The sequence below is a fragment of the Paenibacillus sp. GD4 genome, from assembly GCF_030846225.1.
Lineage (GTDB): Bacteria > Bacillota > Bacilli > Paenibacillales > NBRC-103111 > Paenibacillus_G > Paenibacillus_G silviterrae.
In genome coordinates this window covers 1304132-1324296 of sequence record NZ_JAVCYK010000002.1, presented here as the reverse complement: position 1 = coordinate 1324296, position 20165 = coordinate 1304132, and the positions used below count along the sequence as shown (strand labels likewise).

Genomic DNA, 20165 nt, shown 5'->3' with positions numbered 1-20165 from the left:
GGGTTCGCGACACCATAGCTTAACGACCTTCCTCACCAGCCGTAAGAATAGTATAAAACGTCGCATCAAAATTTTCATCATCTGTGGTGCCCGTCAGGGCATGGATGGCTAACGGGCAGGATTGTGCAATACAAGGGCGAATAGATTAATACAAAAAATGGATATGCGAGGAATTCTAATGACGCAGTTTTATCTCATTCGCCATGGTGAACCTCAATGGGACATAAATGAAGAGTATAAATTAAAGGGGCATGGTCGGGATTTGGTACCTCTTACGAGAAAAGGAGTTAGCCAAGTTACTTTGACAGCAAAAGACAAACGTTTAAGAGAAGCAGAAATTATTGTTTCTTCTCCATACCCAAGAGCACTTCAAACGGCTGCTATTTTATCTAGGGAACTTGGTTTAGAAATATCGGTTGAATTCGACTTAAGGGAATGGCAACCGGACTTAACATTTGAATATGATTCGTTGCAAAGGCTTAAAGAACTTGGGGATGATTACGATGCTAACAGTGGAATCTATCCTCCAGGTGTAACTAAACTTTGGGAGTCCAAGGAACTTCTGAAGAACCGGATAGAGAAGGTAATTGATAAGTACCTTGAATATCAAAAGGTGATTATTACTGGACACGGCATGGCTTTTCGTACCTTGGTAGGAGAAATAGGCGAAATTCCACATGCTTCAATTATTGAGTATTACAAATAGAAGTAAGTAGCAGCATTACGCTAAATGGGAACGATAGCGCAATAATCTGGCGGCAGATCGGCACGCTAAAGGGCAGTTTAACACAGCAAATATTACGCTACCGAACAACATCCTACGAGTTATGACTGACTAATTGCCATCCCCTAAGGGGCTCTTTTTTATTTAATCTTTTTTCTTGACCTTTACATTAATGTAAAGCTTTATAATAAGGCTAACGTTCCCAATCAATGAGGTGATCGTTTTGAAGATCGGAAAGGTAAGAAAAATAACTGGCGTTAGTGCCCGTTCGATTCGTTATTATGAGGAGAAAGGATTGATCAAGGCATGGACTCAACTTCAAGCCTTTGAATTTATGACTAATGCACGGAAATGGGCGAACTCTATACGCTCTGAGGGGGTTGTTCGAGATCTGTTTGGAGGATCACGAATTGCTTCTGTTCATGAAGCCGATATTGGAAGAGTCGCAGCGGCTGCACTAACTGAGGAAGGTCATGCAGGTAAAATATACACATTAACAGGGCCTGAGAGTTTGTCGGTTCAAGATAAAGTTCGGATAATTAGTGAGGTTATTGGACGTGAAATTCAATTTATCGAAAACACTGAAGAAGAAGAACGTGAACAGATGAGGAAAATGGGTGTTCAGGAGGATGCAATAGATTACGTGATTAGTTGGCACCTTAATCCGCCTAAATCTGCTTTTACCATTTTGTCGACAGTTGAGGAAGTAACAGGACACAAACCGTATACTTTCGCAGAGTGGGTTAAGGAGAATGCAGGATTTGGAGTTGTCAATAAAAGTGCAGTTTGAAAACACACTCATACAGGCATCCCGTTACTAGGCTGCTTGCGACAGCATTCTTTCGCGATAAATGGATGGCGGCCAGCCCCCCGGATTAGAGGTGTAGATCCGCCGTCTATTGTAGTAGACCATGATGTATCTGAAGATGATCGATTTAATGTAGGCCATCGGATAGTACTCGGTCTTGATCTTGTACAGCTTTTCTTTCTTGAGCGTAGCAAAGAAGCTTTCCATTCGTGCGTTATCATAACAACGCCCCGTGCCGCTCATACTTTGAACGGCGTCACGTTTAGCCAGGCTCTCTCGGAAAGCGCGGCTTGTGAATTGACTGCCGCGATCGCTATGATAAATCATTCCGCGAGCACTTCTTGCCCTGCAGGCGTTCTCGAAAGCTTGGATACATAATTCCTTACGCATGTTGTCGTCCATGGCGATGCCTACAATCTCTCCGTTGAAACAATCCAGTACGGCGGATAGATACAACTTGCCGTCTGAACAAGGAACCTCCGTGATATCTGATAGCCACTTTTGGTTGGGGGCTGAGGCACTGAAATCTCTCTTGATCAGGTTCTCGCTCTTTTGAGCTGCAGCATCCTCGCGTGTAATGCCATTTGGATGACGCTTCACTTTCTTCAGCAGGCCGTGCATCTTCATAATCCGACGGACGGTACTGTAGCTGGTCTTAATATCTATTTGTGACAGCGCCAGCAAAATACGCTGGACACCGTAATTATTGTTGTCTTCATGTTCCCCGATGATTTCTTTAATGTTGACCAGAAGGCGTTCTTGCCGCTCCTGTTTGGGTCTTGGCTTCAAGCTACGATAATAGCCCGATTCGCTGACAGCCAGTACTTCGCACATCTCCTTGACGGTCCAACGGCCACGTCGTTCACGGATGTAAGCATAGAGCTGGCACGCCTTTACCGCTTCCGGTCTAATGCGAAAAAACCGAGTGCGTCCTTGAGAATGTCATTTGCGCGGCGCAACTCGCCTATTTCTCTTTCCAATTCGATTTCACGGGCAGTCTTCTCGGTAGATGGGTAAGCACGTCCGCTTCCGACATGCGCTCCGTCGCCGTGCAGAGTTCTTCGCTTTCTCCAATCCTGCAAGGTGTGGTAGGCTACGCCTAACTGCTCAGCAGCTTTCTTTGGTCCAATCTCGTCGCTCAATCTTACTGCTTCATCTTTGAATACTTTGTCGTACCGTTTCATTGTCTCTCGTCCCCTCGTCATCTTCATTTTATTTCATACGAGGGTGTTTTTCGACTGCATAATTATAGTAGCACTCCACTACAATTTGACCTACCCGAGTGGAGTCTTTGGTGTAGGGGATAAGGTTTAAGGTTGCTTTTTGATCGATGTGGTGGTTAGTGTATTATGGAAAATAGAATGAGTGCTTCTATAGGTATTTTATTATATAAAAACATAGGAGGATGAAATGGCCTGGAGCAAATTGAAGCAACAACTGGAGAGTTTTCTCTGTCCTGCGTTATATGGAAGAGTCGAATACCTTTCAACCAGCTACCGCTATTTACCAGATAAAGCAGGACTATGTTATATTGCTGTAGATAAAAAGAAAGTACTCAATATGAGTGATACCTTAATCAAATGGTATCAGACGGAGATGGAAATTAAGAATGATTCAGATATCCAGATTCCTATCAACAATGAAGAAATTGAAGCGGTCAGAAAAGATACCAAAGGGACTGTTCCTGAGGAACGTTTAATAGTAATCGCAAGAAGCAGAAAAATATCAGAATATGCAAAGGAGCTTTTGTCAGCACAGACATCATTAAGTAAATCAAATTTTATCGTTGTAGCTAATAGATTTTTATCCATTTCTATAGAGGAAAGCATAGAGAGCAATGACATCTTATTGAATATTCTAGCTTTGGTTGACAGAAGAGTTGGAAAAAAAAGAATTTTAAACATGGCCGAGAAGATGAAGTTAAAGCATCCAATTGTACAGTATTTTTTTGAACTGCGGCTTAGTACGTTATGAAAGTAAATAACTCACTTTCACCTTAATACTTAACAGTGTATGATGGATTAAGTGCACTAGAGCGAAGGGGTCCATTAATGAATAACCCAATCAATATTCGTCCAATGATAGCCGCAGATATAGAACTAATATATCGGGTTTTCACTGAACATAAGATTCGAAAACCTTTGGATTATATCATTAGATGCTGGGATCAAAACGTAATAGGCGAAAGAATAACCTTACTTGCTTTTTTTCAAGAACAGTTTGCGGGAAGTTTACATCTCCTTACTACATCTCACTATCCATATTTCGTCGAGAACGGTACTCCGGAAATAAACGATTTTAATGTTATACCCCCGCTTCGGAAACATGGGATCGGCAATTGTTTAATGGATGCTATCGAGAAAATCGCATTCGAGAAATATAAAACAGTGGGGATTGGGGTTGGCCTCTATAAAAGCTATGGCAGTGCACAACGTTTATATGCAAAAAGAGGCTATATACCGGATGGTAGAGGGGTAATGTATCAAGAACAACCCGTCACACCTGGTGATACAGTTCGTGTCGATGATGATTTAATAATATATCTCACTAAAAGTAAACCGTAATTCTTAATGTAACTAGCGAACGATAGTTGAATTTAACCAGGGAGCAGTTGCAGCGGCAACCCAAATCGTATATTGGTGAATAGATACCTTTCCTTGCCGATCCTTCGGCTGGGGAAGGTATTTCTCATTGTACAAGGCACCGTTCGATAAAAATAATAGAAGATGTCGGGATGTGGGAATTCCTGCCCTCGATGTAGAGGTAACCTCATTATAAAGTGACATGTTGTCTGCTATGCTTATTCCTGCAATTCTTTCTACCCCACCTTGCCCGCCGGCTATTTATTGAAAGGGGTTTCAATCGGGGGGAAGCAATGAATTTATGTGAAAAGGGAGGCAAGAACACATGTCAACAATGAAACGATGGCTGACGATGCTGCTACTTGTCGTCATATTGACGGCACCTCTTTCAGTCGCGAAGGCGGCGACAGAGCCGATGACTCTGTCGTCTCCGATGGCGACAGCTGCGCCCGCAACGATCTTTCCTTACAGTCAGCCCGCCAAGTACGAGGCGTCGGTGAATTACAGGGTCAAGGCCAACGGGGTCGAAATCCCTGTGGTCAAAGCCTACAGTGATTATGACTATACTCATTTTTCTATGTCAGAAGGGCCTGTGACGTACGAGGTAACCATTCTGAACACAAATAAGGTTCATGAGTATACGATCAGCCCGAAAAAGCTCGGTATCAAAGCGGACAAGGTGGAAGGCACCACACTGACCTTTACGACCCAAAAGGATGAGTATTTGATTGTTTCCATGAACAGTCGGACGACTCGGCTGGTGATCGCAGCAGATCCCCAGGAAACGGATGTGCCCGCTGCGTCGGGAACGGGAATTTATAATATTTCACAAACACCCTACCAGGTTGCCGGCAATGGAGACAAGACGGGAGTAGCCGCCAGGACAGCGGCGATCCAACAGGCGATTGACGATGCCAGCAGCTACGGAACTGCTCAAGGGGGTGGCGTTCAAGGGATCGTATACGTACCTGCGGGTGAATATTACATAAGCAATCTGGTGCTGAAAAGCAATACGGCCCTCTATATGCAGCCTGGAGCTGCTTTCATTGGAACCGGGAAGACAGCCGATTATACTGAGCATTGGTTTAAGGATTCAATGGGCCGACCGGCAACCTGGTGGATTTCAACCGAATTCGGTTCCGCCAATATCAAAATATACGGACGCGGCACGATTGACGGCAACGGGAAAGCGCTGCACGATGACAAAACGACTAATAACAGAGGGATGATCAACAATCTGATCGTGCCGATTGCCACTTCCAACTTTGTAATGGACGGCGTGACGATCCGTGAGTCTGCTGCCTGGGCAGTCATGCCGGTGCGCTCCAACAACCTGAAATTCACGAATCTTAAAATGTTCAACAGCCTTGGCATGGGCGAAAATGATGGGATCGATATCGTCGAATCGCAGGATGTCGTCGTGCGCAATTCGATCGGCATTGCCCTGGATGATCCCTACTCGACCAAGGCCTGGAAAGAAGATACCGATATCGCCTCGGGCAAAGTACCTTGGCCGGGCAGCCCGGAACCGGTACGCAATGTGCTGTTCGAGGATGCCATAGCCTGGACCTTGTGTTATGGCTTCAAGATCGGTCAGGGCGTCATGCAGGACCAGGATAACATTACCTTCAGGGACGGTGTGGTGTATAAGGCTGCCGTTGGTTTCGCCGTTCACCACAAATACGGGACAGGCGAGGTACGCAACGTAACGTTCGAGAATATGGACGTGGAAGACATTAGCGGTAAAAACGAAGACAACAGCGCGTGGATGACGATGTTTACGGTCAATAACGGCGGCAATGGCGTAGGGCCGATTACCGGCGTAACCGTCAAGAACATAACGGTGCGCGATGCCGGTGAAAGCATTATCAAAATGAAAGGCATGGAAGGTGCGCTAATTACCGGCGTTACTTTTGAGAACGTATACATGCCGGGCAAGAGCGTTCCTGCGACGAATCTGTATGAAATGAATTTTATGGACCGGGCTTATCACGGGCCCGTTACGATCAAACCGGTGCAGAATCCTGAACCCAGACCTCGTACGAATCTGGCGCTTAGGCAGCCGGCCGTCATCTCGTCCAATGATAACGCCCAGGACTCCGCACCTTTTGCCTTTGACGGCAGCTTCACAACTCGATCCGGAACGAAGCGCGGAGTTGACCCGGGCTGGATCTACGTGGATCTTGGAGAAAGCAAGCGAATCAACGAGGTGCATCTTTACTGGGAAGCTGCGTACGGGAAGAGCTATGAGATTCAGGTATCCGATGACGCCCAGAGCTGGAGTAAGGTCTATGGCACAACGGGCGGAAAGGGCGCACTGGAGAAGATCACATTTAGCGAAGTGGATGCCCGTTATGTAAGGATGTACGGTACGGTAAGGGCTACGCAATACGGTTATTCCATATGGGAGTTCGAGGTTTACGGTCCTGAGGTGCTGGCAGACGAGATCACACTGGATCACAGTCAGCTTAAGCTTCTGGCCGGAACAAGCGGGCAGCTGACGGCAACGCTGCTGCCTGCCAATACAACCCATAAACGGGTAACCTGGACGACAAGCAACGCCGGCGTGGCAACAGTGAACAGCAGCGGTTTGGTTACCGCAATCGGTGCCGGAACGGCTACGATTACTGCAACAACACAGAACGGCGAGCTGAGCGCAAAGTCGGAGGTGACCGTTACAGGAATCGGGACTCCGCAGCTGAAGGCACCGATTGCCGGTGACGGTGAAATTAGCCTGAGCTGGGATACCGTGCCGGGTGCGACCGAATACAAGATTTTCAGACGCATGGAAGGAGCTTCTTATGCAGAGCCGCTGGCAACGGTGAACGCGCCTGCCGCCAGCTACCTAGCGGAGGGCCTGACGAATGGCACGACCTATTATTTTGTCGTTAAGGCGGTTTATGCTTCCGGCGAAAGCGAAGCGTCCCGGGAGGTTAGCGCCGCACCTAAGCAGTGGACGGCTATTGCGCATACGGATGCCCACATTCAATATATCGGAAGATGGGACCGAAGCACTGCGGGAGCCTCCAGCAGCTACTGGCCTGGGGCCATGCTGCGGGTCAGCTTTACAGGGACGAATGTGTCAGTCAAGCTGGGAGCTGCAGCTAATCTTTATGCCAAGCTGGATAACGGTCCTTACGTCCCGTATACGAATGTGAACGGCACGGTCCGTCTGACACCGGTGCCGCTGACGGAAGGTACGCATACGCTGACACTGGCTTCCAAGGATATCCAGGATGTCTTAGTCTTCGAAGGACTTCTGCTGGATAGCGGAGCAACGACAACAAGAACCACGCCCAGAAGCAAGCTGATAGAGTTCATTGGCGACTCTATTACAGTCGGCTATACAACGCCGGAGGTGTCGCTTTCTTCGTACGCCTGGCTTGCCGGTGAGCAGCTTGGAGCGGATCACACGCAGATTGCTTATACCGGGATTTGCCTGCAAACGGGTGTGTCCTGTTATGCACCGAATTCGCTCGGAATGAGTGAACAATACTTCAAGCTTCAGACCGGCGACTATCCGGCTTCCCCTAGCTGGGACTTTCATACGTACCGGCCGGATGCGATTGTTATCAATCTCGGAACGAACGATGCCAAATTCAATGTGACGGACAATGATTTCGAGAGCACGTACACGACCTTTTTGCAGCAAATTAGAGTAAAATACCCGCATGCTCATGTGTTCGTGCTGCGTACGCTCGGCGGCTTCAAGGCAGCGCCCACGCTGGCTGCAGTGAACAGCAGAATTGCCGCCGGGGATGACCGGGTGCATTATGTCGATACGACAGGCTGGGTTGCAACTTATCCTTCAGCCGACTTCCACGACAGCTTGCATCCGTCCAAAGCCGGACACGTCAAGATAGCAAATCGGCTTGTAGAGGTCCTTAGTCCTTACTTGCAGGCAACGGCTCCGCAACCCCCTGAGCTTCATCCGGCCATCGCTGGAGATGGAGCTGTAACTCTAAGCTGGGAGCCGGTCAACGGAGCGGCGGGTTATAGGATCTACAGCAGTCTGACATCCGGCTCCTATGGAACGGCGATTGCGACAGTAGGAGAGGCTGTGTACAGCTACAGGGCGGAAGCTCTGACGAATGGGAATCGCTACTATTTCGTTGTCCGGGCTTTGGGGGACGGAGGTGAGAGCGTGCCTTCCAATGAAGTAAGCGCAACTCCGCTGGTGCCTTCGCCGGGAGCTCCGCTGCTGAAATCGGCGGTGCCGGGCAATGGCCACGTACAGCTCGGCTGGGAGCCAGTAGCAGGCTCATTGGCATACCAAGTATTCTTGAGCACCGGATCGGGTGCGTATGGGACTGCGGCGGCGACTGTCGGAGGTTCTGTCTACAGCTACGAAGCAGCGGGATTGGCGAACGGAACAACCTATTACTTCGTTGTGAAAGCTGTAGGACCGGGAGGCTTGAGTGAGGCTTCCAATGAAGTAAGCGCTACGCCGAAGACGGTGCCGGGGGCTCCGACTGCCGTCACGGCAGCTGCATCGAACGGTCAAGCGATTATCAGCTTTAGCGTTCCGGTTAGTGACGGCGGCAGTCCGATACAAAGCTACAAGGTGGTCTCGTCACCCGGCATGATTACAGCAACCGGAACAAACAGTCCGATCACTGTAACGGGTCTTATGAACGGCACATCCTATACGTTCACAGTTACGGCGCTTAACCATGAAGGAAGCAGTGCACCTTCCGCGCCTTCCAATGCCGTTATTCCGATAGCTCCGCCAATGGTATCTGAGGATGATGATACGAGCGAAGGCGGCCGCAATGAAATGCCTATGACTTCTGCCCCCCCGGCCCCTATACCGAGCGGTAACGGGGAACCTCGGGTGTTGGAGTCGACGGCGACAGTGAACGGACAGTCCGTCACAACCGTTACCCTCAACCACAGGAAGCTGGAGGAGCAGCTTGAGGCGGGTGGCATGGGTGTTGCGATTAACATCCCGGTCAGCACGAAGTCCGATGTCGTCATTGGCGAGTTTAACGGTGACCAGCTGCGCCTCCTGGAGCAAAAGCAGGCAGTTCTTGAGCTTGTATCGGAGCAGGCTGCTTATGCTTTACCTGTGCAGCAGCTCCCTCTTCAGGCGCTTTTGGAGCAATTCGGCTCAGGCACGAAGCTTGATGACGTAAAGGTACAGATCGAGATTGCTAAGCCTTCCGCAGGCATGGTGAAGCTGGTGAAGGATGCGGCAGCCGGCGGCGGCTTCACCTTGGTAGCCGAACCGCTTCATTTTACAGTTAAGGGGGTTAGAGGGGAGAAGACGGTTGAAATCTCCAGGTTCGGGACTTACGTAGAAAGAACGATCGCGATTCCGGAAGGTATTGGAGCAGGCCGCATCGCAACCGGTGTTGTGGTGGAAGCCGACGGTTCGGTACGCCACGTGCCAACCCGGCTTGTGATGAACGACGGCAAGTATTACGCCCAAATGAGCAGCTTGACGAACAGTACGTATGCCGTCATTTCCCACCAGATCACCTTCGACGATATGGAAGGGCATTGGGCGAAGAGCAAGGTACAAGATATGGCGGCGCGAATGGTGATTCAAGGGACAGGGCAGGCGCAGTTTCAACCGGACCGCTCCATCACACGAGGAGAGTTCGCCGCGATCCTGATAAGGGCTTTGGGCTTAAAGCCCGAAAGGGGAGCCGCAGACCGGTTCCCGGATGTATCGGAAACGGATTGGTACAGCGGAGCAGTTCATACCGCCTATGCTTACAAGCTGATCAGCGGCTACGAGGACGGCACATTCCGAGCGGAGGAAGTGATCCGTCGCGAGCAGGCGATGTCGATGCTGACAAAGGCTATGTCCATCACGGGGCTGGCGGCTTCGCTCGAGCATTCGAACGGTGTGGCGCTGTTGAACCGTTTCGCAGACCGTGAGGAGGTATCTGCCTGGGCGGTGAATGCGATGGCCGATTGCTTGCAAGCTGGTCTTATCGACGGAAGGGACGGGAACCTCCTGGACCCCGGTGCTCCGATAAGCAGAGCGGAAGCCGCGGTGATTTTGCAGAGATTGCTTCATAAGTCCGGATTGATCGATTAGAAGCATTCGGTCGATAACGTTGTTATCCCTCAAACAGGCATAGTAATCTAAGAAGGAAGGGGCTTTCCAAGCGGTCGTCAGAGACCGGGGAAGGCTCCTTTTTTGATCTAGCTGAGGGCTGCTTATGTGCAAGTCGGCGGTCATTTTTTCGATGGATAGTTATTGTTGGATACTATATTCAATGCTACACTAACTGCAGGTGGTACAATAACAAACATATATAGAAATATATGGTATAGTGGATGATATTCTCTCACAAATCGAAAGTCAGGTGATTTAGGTGACGGTAGGCGAACTAATAAAATCCTATATCAGACTTTAGATGAACTGGCAGCAAAAGTTAAGCGATTTGAGGATATAAATAAGAAAGTACAAATGGGCTTAATTAATAATTTTCGGAGTAAATCACCTCGAAATTAACGGGATTTCCCATATAGGTTCGTATATGGATGTAGGATATGTACTGAGAAAAGATTATCTCGGTGCATCTGGTCATGATGTCCCTCAGTATGATGTTGATGGGAAAGCAATAATTGGTTCTTTTTCATAATGGCGCGAAGAATATGAACTATCCTAAAAATAAAAACGGACATACATACGGTTCTATCACAGATGCTACTTCTCTAGAAACGAGACCTGAATTAATCAGTGCTATAGGTGTGGATGGCACAAAAGCATATGTACTGAAATAAGACATAGACGGTGAACAACCAAAATCACCCGAGGAAGCCATTGTGAAACAGAACAGAAGATCGCCGGGTGGTTGTAATATTCCGCTGTATGACGTTGATGGTGAAACCGTAATTGGTGTGTTTCATGTTGAAGGTAAGTAACAAATAAGTATGTTCAAGTGTTACGGAAGACGATAGTGAAAATGATACAACGTGACAAGGCTGCCGCGATAAACCGGCAGCCTTCTTGAGCTAAAATGGCAGTAAACGTTAGCCAAGCAATAAAAACGCAAAAATAATGGGTAGTAGAAAAGGGGGAATTAGCGAATGTTGAGGCAACGGCAATTTTGGTTATTCATCGCTTTAGCAGAACTTATAGTACTATTAACTGTGTCGTGGGGATTGATTGTTAACCGGCATGAGGTTGCACGATACGAAGGTAATTACGAGACAATGTTAAGAAATCAAGTAACGATTTTATTCACAGCCGCCTACGATAACGAAAAACTGATTAAGCGGTTAATCGCGGGTGAAATATTATCTCTTGAGGAAGGCCGGAAACTACGTGAAGGAACCCTTACATTTTCCAATTCGTTCGGGAATCTACATAGTTTGGTAATCCAACGATTGGGAGAACCTCCAGAAAAGCTATCAATGGAACCCGCAGTGATCGCGTACACAATGACACAGTTCTTAGATAAAAAGGTACTGTTACCCAATTCTGATTCCTTGCAGATCAAAGGAATGGAAAAACAAATTCAAGCCATGCACCAAATTCACCAGCAATGGATTGAGGCCTTGGGTGGGGGAAAATCCGTACCTGATCCACATCGATGGAAGGAGATAGCGGAAGAGCTATCCATTGGAACAAAAATGAAGTCTTTGGATTTGGAAGCGATATTGTATCGTTGATTGCAATAGGTTGAACTAATGAGAACATTAGCCAATAACATGGACAAATAACCGCGATGCGCTGCTCCCTCTTGTCGTTGAAGTAACGGGAGCGGGATTGGGAAATTGAGTAACTTCTTTCCAGTTGAACCGTTAAATATTAAGGAGGTGTCAATGGTGAGGAAGGGGTTAATATTTTTTGTTGTTATATTGTTGTTAACCGGGTGTAATAGTGGAAACAAAAATAATTTTATTACTGATTTTAAAGCAAAGATTAACGAAGGTGTAAATTTATGGACTTCGGTTAATTATGATATTGTGAGGGATAAACAACTGATAAATGAAATCGATAAACCGTCCGATCCATTAGAAACGCCAATTATGATACGAGTTTCTGTTGAAACAGTAAATAAGGGCAATCAAACTGCTGAATCGATTAAGATTAAATTTAACGAACCTACTCCTTTTTTACAAAAGCATTCTACTGGACATGGTGGTGTTACAAATGGTTCTTTAGATAAAGATGAAATATTTGAATATTACTTCACTTACACCTTTGCTAACGAAGAAGACCTTGAATCATTTACTAAACAGGCATCGGTGGTTTTGAATTGGAATGAAAATCAGGTGAGCAAAGAATTAAGAATAAACCTACCTAGTAAGCCGCTAAAGTGACAGGATCATTGGCAAAACTAACGGCGAACGTTAGCGGAATAACCATGGAGCAGACCGCCGGCAGCTGCTCCCTAGTATCGTTGAAGTAACGGGAGATTAGTGGAACGATTACTGGTAAACTAAGTCAAATTTATGTAAAACTGAGGTAATAGTCTGTGCTTAATCTAACTGAAGGATTGAATAGAATGCTTCTAACTAGGAAGAAGCCAACAGTAAGACTCCTTAAGTTAAGTTCATCTATAAGCTTTTTGTTATTTCTTATTTATTTACTAAACAACATCAGTCCTTTTCTTTCTTTAGGACCCGAGCAAAGACACATGAATAATTCAATCATCACTTGGTTGCTATTTTCTTTTATATCCCTTTGTATTCATTGGCTCGCCTATCACAACGGGACGAAAAACCATAGCGAAATGCATCAGTTTATTATGCAGAATGTTTTTAATATAATCTCATTAATTTACTTTTCTTTGCAGATTCCACCCATTTATTGGTGGTATGCTACCCGTGAAAGTTTTCCTATGCTTATTCCCATGTTCATGATTATCACTCACGGATTGTTAGCTATTATTTCTTTTTGTGCGATGTATAAAGTGATAAAGAATGGGTTGTTAAGCTCTAACGAAGAACGAGTTGAATGACATCAACACGGGGCTTCCGCGTAATCAATCGGCAGCCTTGTTCACCTAGATAACGGAACTTTCCTTCTGTTGGAAGCGTATCAATGTATCATTTGTTGTTTATAGAATTGGGGGTCATTTATTATGAAAATATCAATAGAAGAGAAAGATATTTCGGAAATATCATTGATAAAACCATTATGGGAAGGCTTGAGAAATTACCATAATTCTTTGCCTAATGGCACGGTATCAAACAAACAGTTTGAAGAAAGAGTTGGACAATTAGAAGAAAAAGCTAAGAATGGAAAAATACAAATACTTATAGCCGTTGACGACCAAAGCGGAACATATATTGGTTATTCGATTTCAACTATCTCTAAAGAAAATGAAGGGGAACTGGATTCTTTATTTTTACTTGAACAATATAGAAGCCAGGGAATTGGCGATATGCTAATGAATAAGTCTATGGGCTGGTTTGATGAAAATGGAGTAAATAACATTCGAATCTTAGTAAGTTATTTGAATGGAGATGCTGTGAAATTTTATAAGAAATTTAAATTCGAACCAATCAGTTTAATACTAAAAAGGCAATAGTTTGTTGAAGTAACGGAGGATAGTTGAATAAACTATTAGGATGCGGCAGCCGGCTTTTGTAGGAGCTGCGTTAACGAATTAAACGATTAACCAATAATAGGAAAATGGGGCTGGTTGATTTTCTCTTTTTTGTATAATTAATTCCTATATCATTTGGTATAGAACGAAAAAGAGAGGTGACTTATGACCAAAATTCCTGTTACGCAGAGGTTTCTTCGTGGAACCATCTCTTTGTTTGGGTTTCCACTCACATTGATTCAACTAATCGTTTCGAAGTGCTCATTACATAAACATAAGCCACCGGGTGAATTAATTCCAATAGGTACGCGCAGTCTTCATACCATTGTAACTGGAACTGAAAAAAATAAACTTCCGACAATAATATTAGAATCGGGAATGGGCGGAAGTGCTTTGGATTGGGCGTTAGTTCAACCAGAGTTATCTAAATACACAAGGGTTCTTTCTTATGACCGAGCAGGATTTGGTTGGAGCACTGAAACGATCCAAAAGCCAACATGTAAAGCATATGTTCAAGATCTCAGGGACATACTTACTCGGGTAAAATTAGATCCCCCTTATATTCTTGTTGGACACTCATATGGCGGGATGATAATGAGGCTGTTTGCTTCGGAATACCCGGAGGAAGTTGTGGGGATTGTCTTAGTGGATTCGACACACGAGAAAAGATATGTAGGAGCTTCACTCAATCAAAGAAGAAATGAGGAACTACAACGGCAACAAAATAGACTGAGACTTGGCTATTTACTATCACCGATAGGTTTACCTCGTTTGTTAAAACTGCATATTGGAGCAAAGAGGCTACCACCAATTATTCAAAAAAAAGTAAAGGCACTAGGGCTTCGAAATAATGCGTACAAAGCAGCCTATTTAGAATTTATTTGCATTTTTGAAAGCGCCAACCAGTTAATAAATTCATTTCCTTTGAAATCAGAATTACCGCTAATAGTAGTAACTGCGGGAAAACAAAGTGATGATTGGAAAGAGATGCAAAAGGAGTTTTTAAATCTAACATGGAAAGCCCAACAGATCCTTGTTGAGGATTCTATTCAAGTACATAAACCACGTGCAGTTATTGATTCAGTATTGAGTTTATTACTGGGAACGTTAGTACGAAATAACTTGGAAAAACCCCTATCATATCGTGAAACCATTAGGGAAACGGGAGGGCAAGGTTTGAATCCTTCATTTGAAACTAAACGTTTATTGCTCCGACTTTTTGAATTATCAGACGCAAAATTCGTTCAGGTATTAGCTGGGGATCAGGACGTAGCAAGTACAACTCTTTCCATTCCTCACCCTTATCCGGACGGGGTAGCTGAAGGGTGGATCGAGCGGACGCGCCAAGCTGCAGAAAAAGGCGATATTTTTTCTTTTGCTTTGCTTTCGAAAGAAAATGGTAAGCTCATCGGTTGCATAAGTTTAAGGTTGGCTAAACAATTCAACCATGCTGAACTTGCTTACTGGGTAGGTAAGACATTTTGGGGTCAAGGCTTTGCAACAGAAGCTGCCCGACGGGTTATCCAGTTTGGATTCGAGGAATTGGAGTTAAATCGAATTTATGCTGCTGCGATGACAAGAAACCCAGCTTCCTATAAAGTTATGAGCAAGATTGGCATGAAACACGAAGGTACTTTTCCGCAGCATATAATCAAGGCCGGAAAGTATGAAGATTTAATTTACTTTGGCATGCTCAAAACGGACTATTTGAAAATGGTTTAAAGATATTAACAACAACACCCAGGTTACCGACCAAGTGGAAACGAAGGTCTTTATTAAGGTAACGGGGAACCTACACATGAACAAGTGCGCTGCGAGAATGACCAGCAGCTTTCTTGAGAGTGGATATTGCTTTCGTCGATCAAGGGAATGAGACGAAGGTCTTTGAAACGTTCGACGCGGAAAGCTCCAATCCCGCCGACTTCCAGCAAGCAGGCTGGCAAGCGATCATGGACAATTTCAAAGCCTATACCGAACAAAACTAATCATCGCGAAGAAGACGCCGAGGAAGATGCCCGGCGTCTTTCTTTTTGAACCATAATACGAGCGTGCTCTCCGTTAGCCTCAACCTTGTGCCGCTTCCATGTTCATGTAGTTAATGGCCCACAAATGGCCGTCCAAGTCCACGAAGCCCCAATGATACATGAACCCATGTTCTTCAGGTTCAGCGTGCAATTTCCCGCCCAAGGAGATCGCGGTATTCACGATTTCATCGACCTTTTCCCGACTCTCGAAGGCCAATGCGATCGTCATCTGCGCATACTTGCTCGTATCGACGGATTCCTTCTCTGTCAGCGTATTAAAGAATGCTTGATTGATCAGCATGACCTGCAGGTTGTCGCCGATCACGATGGCTACCGAATTCTCGTTCTCGGGGAATTGCGGGTTGAGCTCGAATCCGAGTCCGGTGAAGAACACTTTCGATTGTTCTACGTTTTTTACAGGCAGGTTGAAGCTCGTGAATGTGGACGTTAATGCCATTTTCAAAACACCTCTTCGTCAAATTAATTAGTGTTCATTTATGCCTTCGTTTATATAGACGACAGCCGATCCGGGAATTCATCGGTCTCATGGATTCGGAAGCGTAAATTTTGAAAATAACTCGGTATTGAGTTCGGATACCCGCCATTCCCGTAAGGTTGCTTATTCTTATTGTGCAAGGATAAAGATTGAACCCCTCTAAAAAGGAAATTTGTCTGAATATATGACAATTAAAGGGTGGATATCGAGCGAATTTGAATGAGGTTTGGAAATTAATGGTGATTTATCTACAGTTCGTCGAGAGTCGTCCGAGTCTCTAGGAACCCCAGACAAGTATGATCACGAAGGGCGTATCCATCCCGCCCATCCGCGGCAATATTTAAGATTCGGCGGGACAGCAGATCGCGTATTCGATCTCAACTCAGTCCCTATATTTTACTTTCAAAACAGGCTTTAAGCAAGAAGCGGCGGATGTGCTGGCTGCAAAACTCGGATGTTTAACGAAAAAGGCGAAGCGAATTCCAAGCCGTTAACGACTGAGGAAGTTATCGAGCGTAACAGGCGTGTATTATAATGCAACGAAGCATGTATTAGCGGTTGTTTTTAAAGCAGATTACATTATTGGAGATATAAATCGCCCGCAGCAAAAATCCCGTACACTCGATGCAATGAAAGCAAAGTGTTTTGTTCCGTGTGAAACGTGGAAGTAAATCCAGCATATAACTTATTGTCAAGATTATACAACGAATAAAAGCTTGGTTTTGTTAAGCTCTATCGGGAGACGATAGTGCTATTACCAGGGAGCAGATCGCTACTGATAAGCTCCCCAATTTCATTGAAGTAGAGGGCAGCATTCCTGCAAGCAGAGTTTTGGTTCAGGAAGATGGAATGACTTATTTAAATGCGTTGATTAATTCACGTTGGGGGGAAGCCAGAAGTGGAAGGGGTCATTAGAGCAGCTCGACCCGTAGAGGAACAATTTTAAGCGATATTGCTTATAGATCAAAGGCATTTTGGGGATATGACCCGGAATACATGCTGCTTGCTAAGAAGGATTTAACTATTACTGAAGAAAACATTCTTGGTAATTGGGTATTTGTAATCGAAAATCAGAACACCGTTAAAGGTTTTTACGAGTAAAGGGGAAACTCCAACAATGAGGTTGAATTGTTTTGGTTATTTGTTGATCCAAATTCAATCGGGTCAGGTTACGGGAAAAGCTTAATGAAACACGCTATACAAGTAGCGGTGGATAATAATTTTAATCACATTAGAATAAAGAGTGATCCCAACGCGGTGGGATTTTATAGAGCGTTCGGAGCAGTAATAATTGGGGAATCCTCTTCGACTGTTCGCCCACTACGTTAACGGGCAGTTTAGTTGAAGAATGTAAATGGTTCCTTTATGTTTATGCCAAGCAAGAATAACCCCTCCGAACAGATTGGAGGGGGTTGTGCTATCTAAAATTCATCCGTAAGTCCAAGCACTTATTATGACCAAGCAACCACTTTGGGACAGTTCGGACAAGTTGAATAGGAAATTACTATTGGGGATACTGATTTATAAGTTTGCAATAGCCTCCTGTGTTGTCCAAGTAGCACTGGCAAATGCTTTATAATTGGTAACGGCAGCTTGAAAATCCTCTTCACTAATTGTTGCGGTGGCATCGTATACAACAGCTGTTTCAAAACCAGTTTCGATTAGATGCCTCATATGGGACTCTACACAAACGTTGGAAAGCACCCCTGCAATAATTATCTTCTCTTTTTTATGTTGTCGTAACTGATATTCCAAGTCATTTGTTTGTGGGCTGGCAACCTTGTGAGGAGTTGCAATGACGGTTCTTCTATCAAAAATATAAGGTTTGAAAGAATGAACAAAATCAGCTCCAAATGAAGGTGATGTGTACGCATTTGCCACTTGATACATTCTAAGACCTAATAGCATCTTTTGTTCATTTCCTGTAAATTTCCAGCTATAATCATGAGGGTATAAATAATGGGGCGATATGAAAAGCTGGTATCCCTTATTCATAGCAGTTCTCATTAATAGTTCAAGGTTTTGTATCGTATTGTTTCGTTCAATAGTTCCTTTAGTCAGATGATAGCCTCTTCCCCCAGGACTCATAAAGTCATTTTGTGGGTCTGTGATTACAATAGCAGTATTATGGGGATGTGGTTTAAACGGCAAATTACTTACCTCCCTCGCAGCATAAGCTTGCGGAAATGTTTGCAACCTGTTCAGGGAAGATAGAGATGTTTTTTTCTAAAAAAGTTCAGCATTGACAAGACAGCCGCACCGAACAAGTACATAGTCATTAAAAACTTTATAGGCATTTATATGTATTTGTAGTTTGTTTGGTTCCCTTTGTTGTGGAAATTCGTGTCAAACTTTTCCAGAAGGTATGCTAACGGGTACAAGAGTTCAATAACAACACACGAGGCTGCCGCGGAAACGATCGTGGCCTCGCTCAGCTAACGGGCAGATTTGCTAAACAATACATGGATGAGGGAGAATTCATTGATAACGATTAAGAACCATCAAGGTGAATATTTATTTAGAGTCGCAGGCGTATTACGTAGTGGAGATAAGATTCTCTTCCAGAGAAATAAGAAAGGGGATGCTTGGGTCTTACCTGGGGGAAGAGCCGAAGTGAACGAACCAACAGGGAACGTAGTCGTTCGTGAATTTTTGGAGGAGTTAGGGTTTCGAGTCAAAGTCTCACGGCTGTTTGCCATTATTGAAAATTTCAATGCCTATGGGAATGAGTCACTTCACGAATTTGGAATGGAGTGCTACTATAATTATGCAGTCGAAAAACACCCTCGTATGAAATAAAATGAAGATGACGAGGGGACGAGAGACAATGAAACGGTACGACAAAGTATTCAAAGATGAAGCAGTAAGATTGAGCGACGAGATTGGACCAAAGAAAGCTGCTGAGCAGTTAGGCGTAGCCTACCACACCTTGCAGGATTGGAGAAAGCGAAGAACTCTGCACGGCGACGGAGCGCATGTCGGAAGCGGACGTGCTTACCCATCTACCGAGAAGACTGCCCGTGAAATCGAATTGGAAAGAGAAATAGGCGAGTTGCGCCGCGCAAATGACATTCTCAAGGACGCACTCGGTTTTTTCGCATTAGACCGGAAGCGGTAAAGGCGTGCCAGCTCTATGCTTACATCCGTGAACGACGTGGCCGTTGGACCGTCAAGGAGATGTGCGAAGTACTGGCTGTCAGCGAATCGGGCTATTATCGTAGCTTGAAGCCAAGACCCAAACAGGAGCGGCAAGAACGCCTTCTGGTCAACATTAAAGAAATCATCGGGGAACATGAAGACAACAATAATTACGGTGTCCAGCGTATTTTGCTGGCGCTGTCACAAATAGATATTAAGACCAGCTACAGTACCGTCCGTCGGATTATGAAGATGCACGGCCTGCTGAAGAAAGTGAAGCGTCATCCAAATGGCATTACACGCGAGGATGCTGCAGCTCAAAAGAGCGAGAACCTGATCAAGAGAGATTTCAGTGCCTCAGCCCCCAACCAAAAGTGGCTATCAGATATCACGGAGGTTCCTTGTTCAGACGGCAAGTTGTATCTATCCGCCGTACTGGATTGTTTCAACGGAGAGATTGTAGGCATCGCCATGGACGACAACATGCGTAAGGAATTATGTATCCAAGCTTTCGAGAACGCCTGCAGGGCAAGAAGTGCTCGCGGAATGATTTATCATAGCGATCGCGGCAGTCAATTCACAAGCCGCGCTTTCCGAGAGAGCCTGGCTAAACGTGACGCCGTTCAAAGTATGAGCGGCACGGGGCGTTGTTATGATAACGCACGAATGGAAAGCTTCTTTGCTACGCTCAAGAAAGAAAAGCTGTACAAGATCAAGACCGAGTACTATCCGATGGCCTACATTAAATCGATCATCTTCAGATACATCATGGTCTACTACAATAGACGGCGGATCTACACCTCTAATCCGGGGGGCTGGCCGCCATCCATTTATCGCGAAAGAATGCTGTCGCAAGCAGCCTAGTAACGGGATGC

17 protein-coding genes and 1 pseudogene are annotated in these 20165 nt (G+C 45.3%); 14 read left to right on the top strand and 4 right to left on the bottom strand.

Translation table 11 applies throughout. From position 1 onward, the window contains the following. Positions 1–178: 178 nt before the first annotated feature. Together RAC89_RS28755 and RAC89_RS28750 are read left to right on the top strand one after the other, a co-directional pair. The gene (locus RAC89_RS28755; protein ID WP_306617115.1) at positions 179–706 is read left to right on the top strand and encodes a histidine phosphatase family protein; all 528 of its coding nucleotides are present in this window, start codon (positions 179–181) and stop codon (positions 704–706) included. 241 nt (positions 707–947) lie between these two features. After that, positions 948–1514 (top strand): MerR family DNA-binding transcriptional regulator, encoded by a 567-nt coding sequence (locus RAC89_RS28750; protein ID WP_306617114.1) that lies wholly within the window; start codon positions 948–950, stop codon positions 1512–1514. Positions 1515–1541: 27 nt separating this feature from the next. Here RAC89_RS28750 and RAC89_RS28745 read toward each other — a convergent pair whose 3' ends face one another. Together RAC89_RS28745 and RAC89_RS28740 are read right to left on the bottom strand one after the other, a co-directional pair. Continuing rightward, complete coding sequence (locus RAC89_RS28745) at positions 1542–2444, bottom strand: IS3 family transposase (protein WP_306616152.1); 903 nt, start codon at positions 2442–2444, stop codon at positions 1542–1544. Further along, positions 2426–2716 (bottom strand): transposase, encoded by a 291-nt coding sequence (locus RAC89_RS28740; RefSeq protein ID WP_218094447.1) that lies wholly within the window; start codon positions 2714–2716, stop codon positions 2426–2428. Before RAC89_RS28740 ends, RAC89_RS28745 begins: the two co-directional genes overlap by 19 nt. A gap of 226 nt (positions 2717–2942) precedes the next feature. Here RAC89_RS28740 and RAC89_RS28735 point away from each other — a divergent pair, with 226 nt between their 5' ends. The 8 genes from RAC89_RS28735 (at position 2943) to RAC89_RS28700 (ending at position 15617) form a co-directional block, all read left to right on the top strand. Next, positions 2943–3506: an SF0329 family protein gene (locus RAC89_RS28735; RefSeq protein ID WP_306617113.1), complete on the top strand. Its 564-nt coding sequence runs from the start codon at positions 2943–2945 to the stop codon at positions 3504–3506. A 77-nt stretch (positions 3507–3583) separates the two neighbouring features. Then, entirely contained in the window at positions 3584–4096 is a 513-nt protein-coding gene (locus tag RAC89_RS28730) for a GNAT family N-acetyltransferase (protein WP_306617112.1), read from the top strand. A gap of 343 nt (positions 4097–4439) precedes the next feature. Then, positions 4440–10163 carry an S-layer homology domain-containing protein gene (locus RAC89_RS28725; RefSeq protein ID WP_306617111.1) on the top strand — a complete coding sequence of 1908 codons (5724 nt, stop codon included), beginning with the start codon at positions 4440–4442 and terminating at the stop codon, positions 10161–10163. Between the two features lie 998 nt (positions 10164–11161). Beyond that, entirely contained in the window at positions 11162–11746 is a 585-nt protein-coding gene (locus tag RAC89_RS28720; protein ID WP_306617110.1) for a hypothetical protein, read from the top strand. A 153-nt stretch (positions 11747–11899) separates the two neighbouring features. Continuing rightward, entirely contained in the window at positions 11900–12400 is a 501-nt protein-coding gene (locus RAC89_RS28715; protein ID WP_306617109.1) for a hypothetical protein, read from the top strand. A gap of 764 nt (positions 12401–13164) precedes the next feature. Continuing rightward, on the top strand, positions 13165–13614 hold the full coding sequence (locus tag RAC89_RS28710) for a GNAT family N-acetyltransferase (protein ID WP_306617108.1): 450 nt from the start codon (positions 13165–13167) through the stop codon (positions 13612–13614). 183 nt (positions 13615–13797) lie between these two features. Continuing rightward, the gene (locus RAC89_RS28705) at positions 13798–15354 is read left to right on the top strand and encodes a GNAT family N-acetyltransferase (protein ID WP_306617107.1); all 1557 of its coding nucleotides are present in this window, start codon (positions 13798–13800) and stop codon (positions 15352–15354) included. A gap of 113 nt (positions 15355–15467) precedes the next feature. Then, positions 15468–15617, top strand: coding sequence for an SRPBCC family protein (locus tag RAC89_RS28700; RefSeq protein ID WP_306617923.1), 150 nt, complete (start codon positions 15468–15470; stop codon positions 15615–15617). A gap of 79 nt (positions 15618–15696) precedes the next feature. Here the strand turns inward: RAC89_RS28700 and RAC89_RS28695 are convergent, their stop codons facing one another. After that, positions 15697–16113: a VOC family protein gene (locus RAC89_RS28695; protein WP_306617106.1), complete on the bottom strand. Its 417-nt coding sequence runs from the start codon at positions 16111–16113 to the stop codon at positions 15697–15699. Between the two features lie 1164 nt (positions 16114–17277). Here RAC89_RS28695 and RAC89_RS31810 point away from each other — a divergent pair. After that, positions 17278–17481, top strand: a pseudogene (locus RAC89_RS31810) (GNAT family N-acetyltransferase); the annotation flags it as partial. A gap of 192 nt (positions 17482–17673) precedes the next feature. On the opposite strand, the gene RAC89_RS28685 reads toward RAC89_RS31810, so the two are convergent. Then, positions 17674–18303, bottom strand: coding sequence for a cysteine hydrolase family protein (locus tag RAC89_RS28685; RefSeq protein WP_306617105.1), 630 nt, complete (start codon positions 18301–18303; stop codon positions 17674–17676). Positions 18304–18633: 330 nt separating this feature from the next. Between RAC89_RS28685 and RAC89_RS28680 the strand changes: the two genes are divergently transcribed. Genes RAC89_RS28680 through RAC89_RS28670 form a run of 3 tightly spaced genes read left to right on the top strand, consistent with a single transcriptional unit; the run spans position 18634 to position 20154 of the window. Beyond that, a complete protein-coding gene (locus RAC89_RS28680; RefSeq protein WP_306617104.1) occupies positions 18634–18951 on the top strand; it encodes an NUDIX domain-containing protein in 318 nt (105 codons plus the stop codon). Positions 18952–18979: 28 nt separating this feature from the next. Continuing rightward, positions 18980–19270: a transposase gene (locus RAC89_RS28675; protein ID WP_218094447.1), complete on the top strand. Its 291-nt coding sequence runs from the start codon at positions 18980–18982 to the stop codon at positions 19268–19270. After that, positions 19252–20154 carry an IS3 family transposase gene (locus tag RAC89_RS28670; RefSeq protein ID WP_306616152.1) on the top strand — a complete coding sequence of 301 codons (903 nt, stop codon included), beginning with the start codon at positions 19252–19254 and terminating at the stop codon, positions 20152–20154. Before RAC89_RS28675 ends, RAC89_RS28670 begins: the two co-directional genes overlap by 19 nt. Positions 20155–20165: the final 11 nt, after the last annotated feature.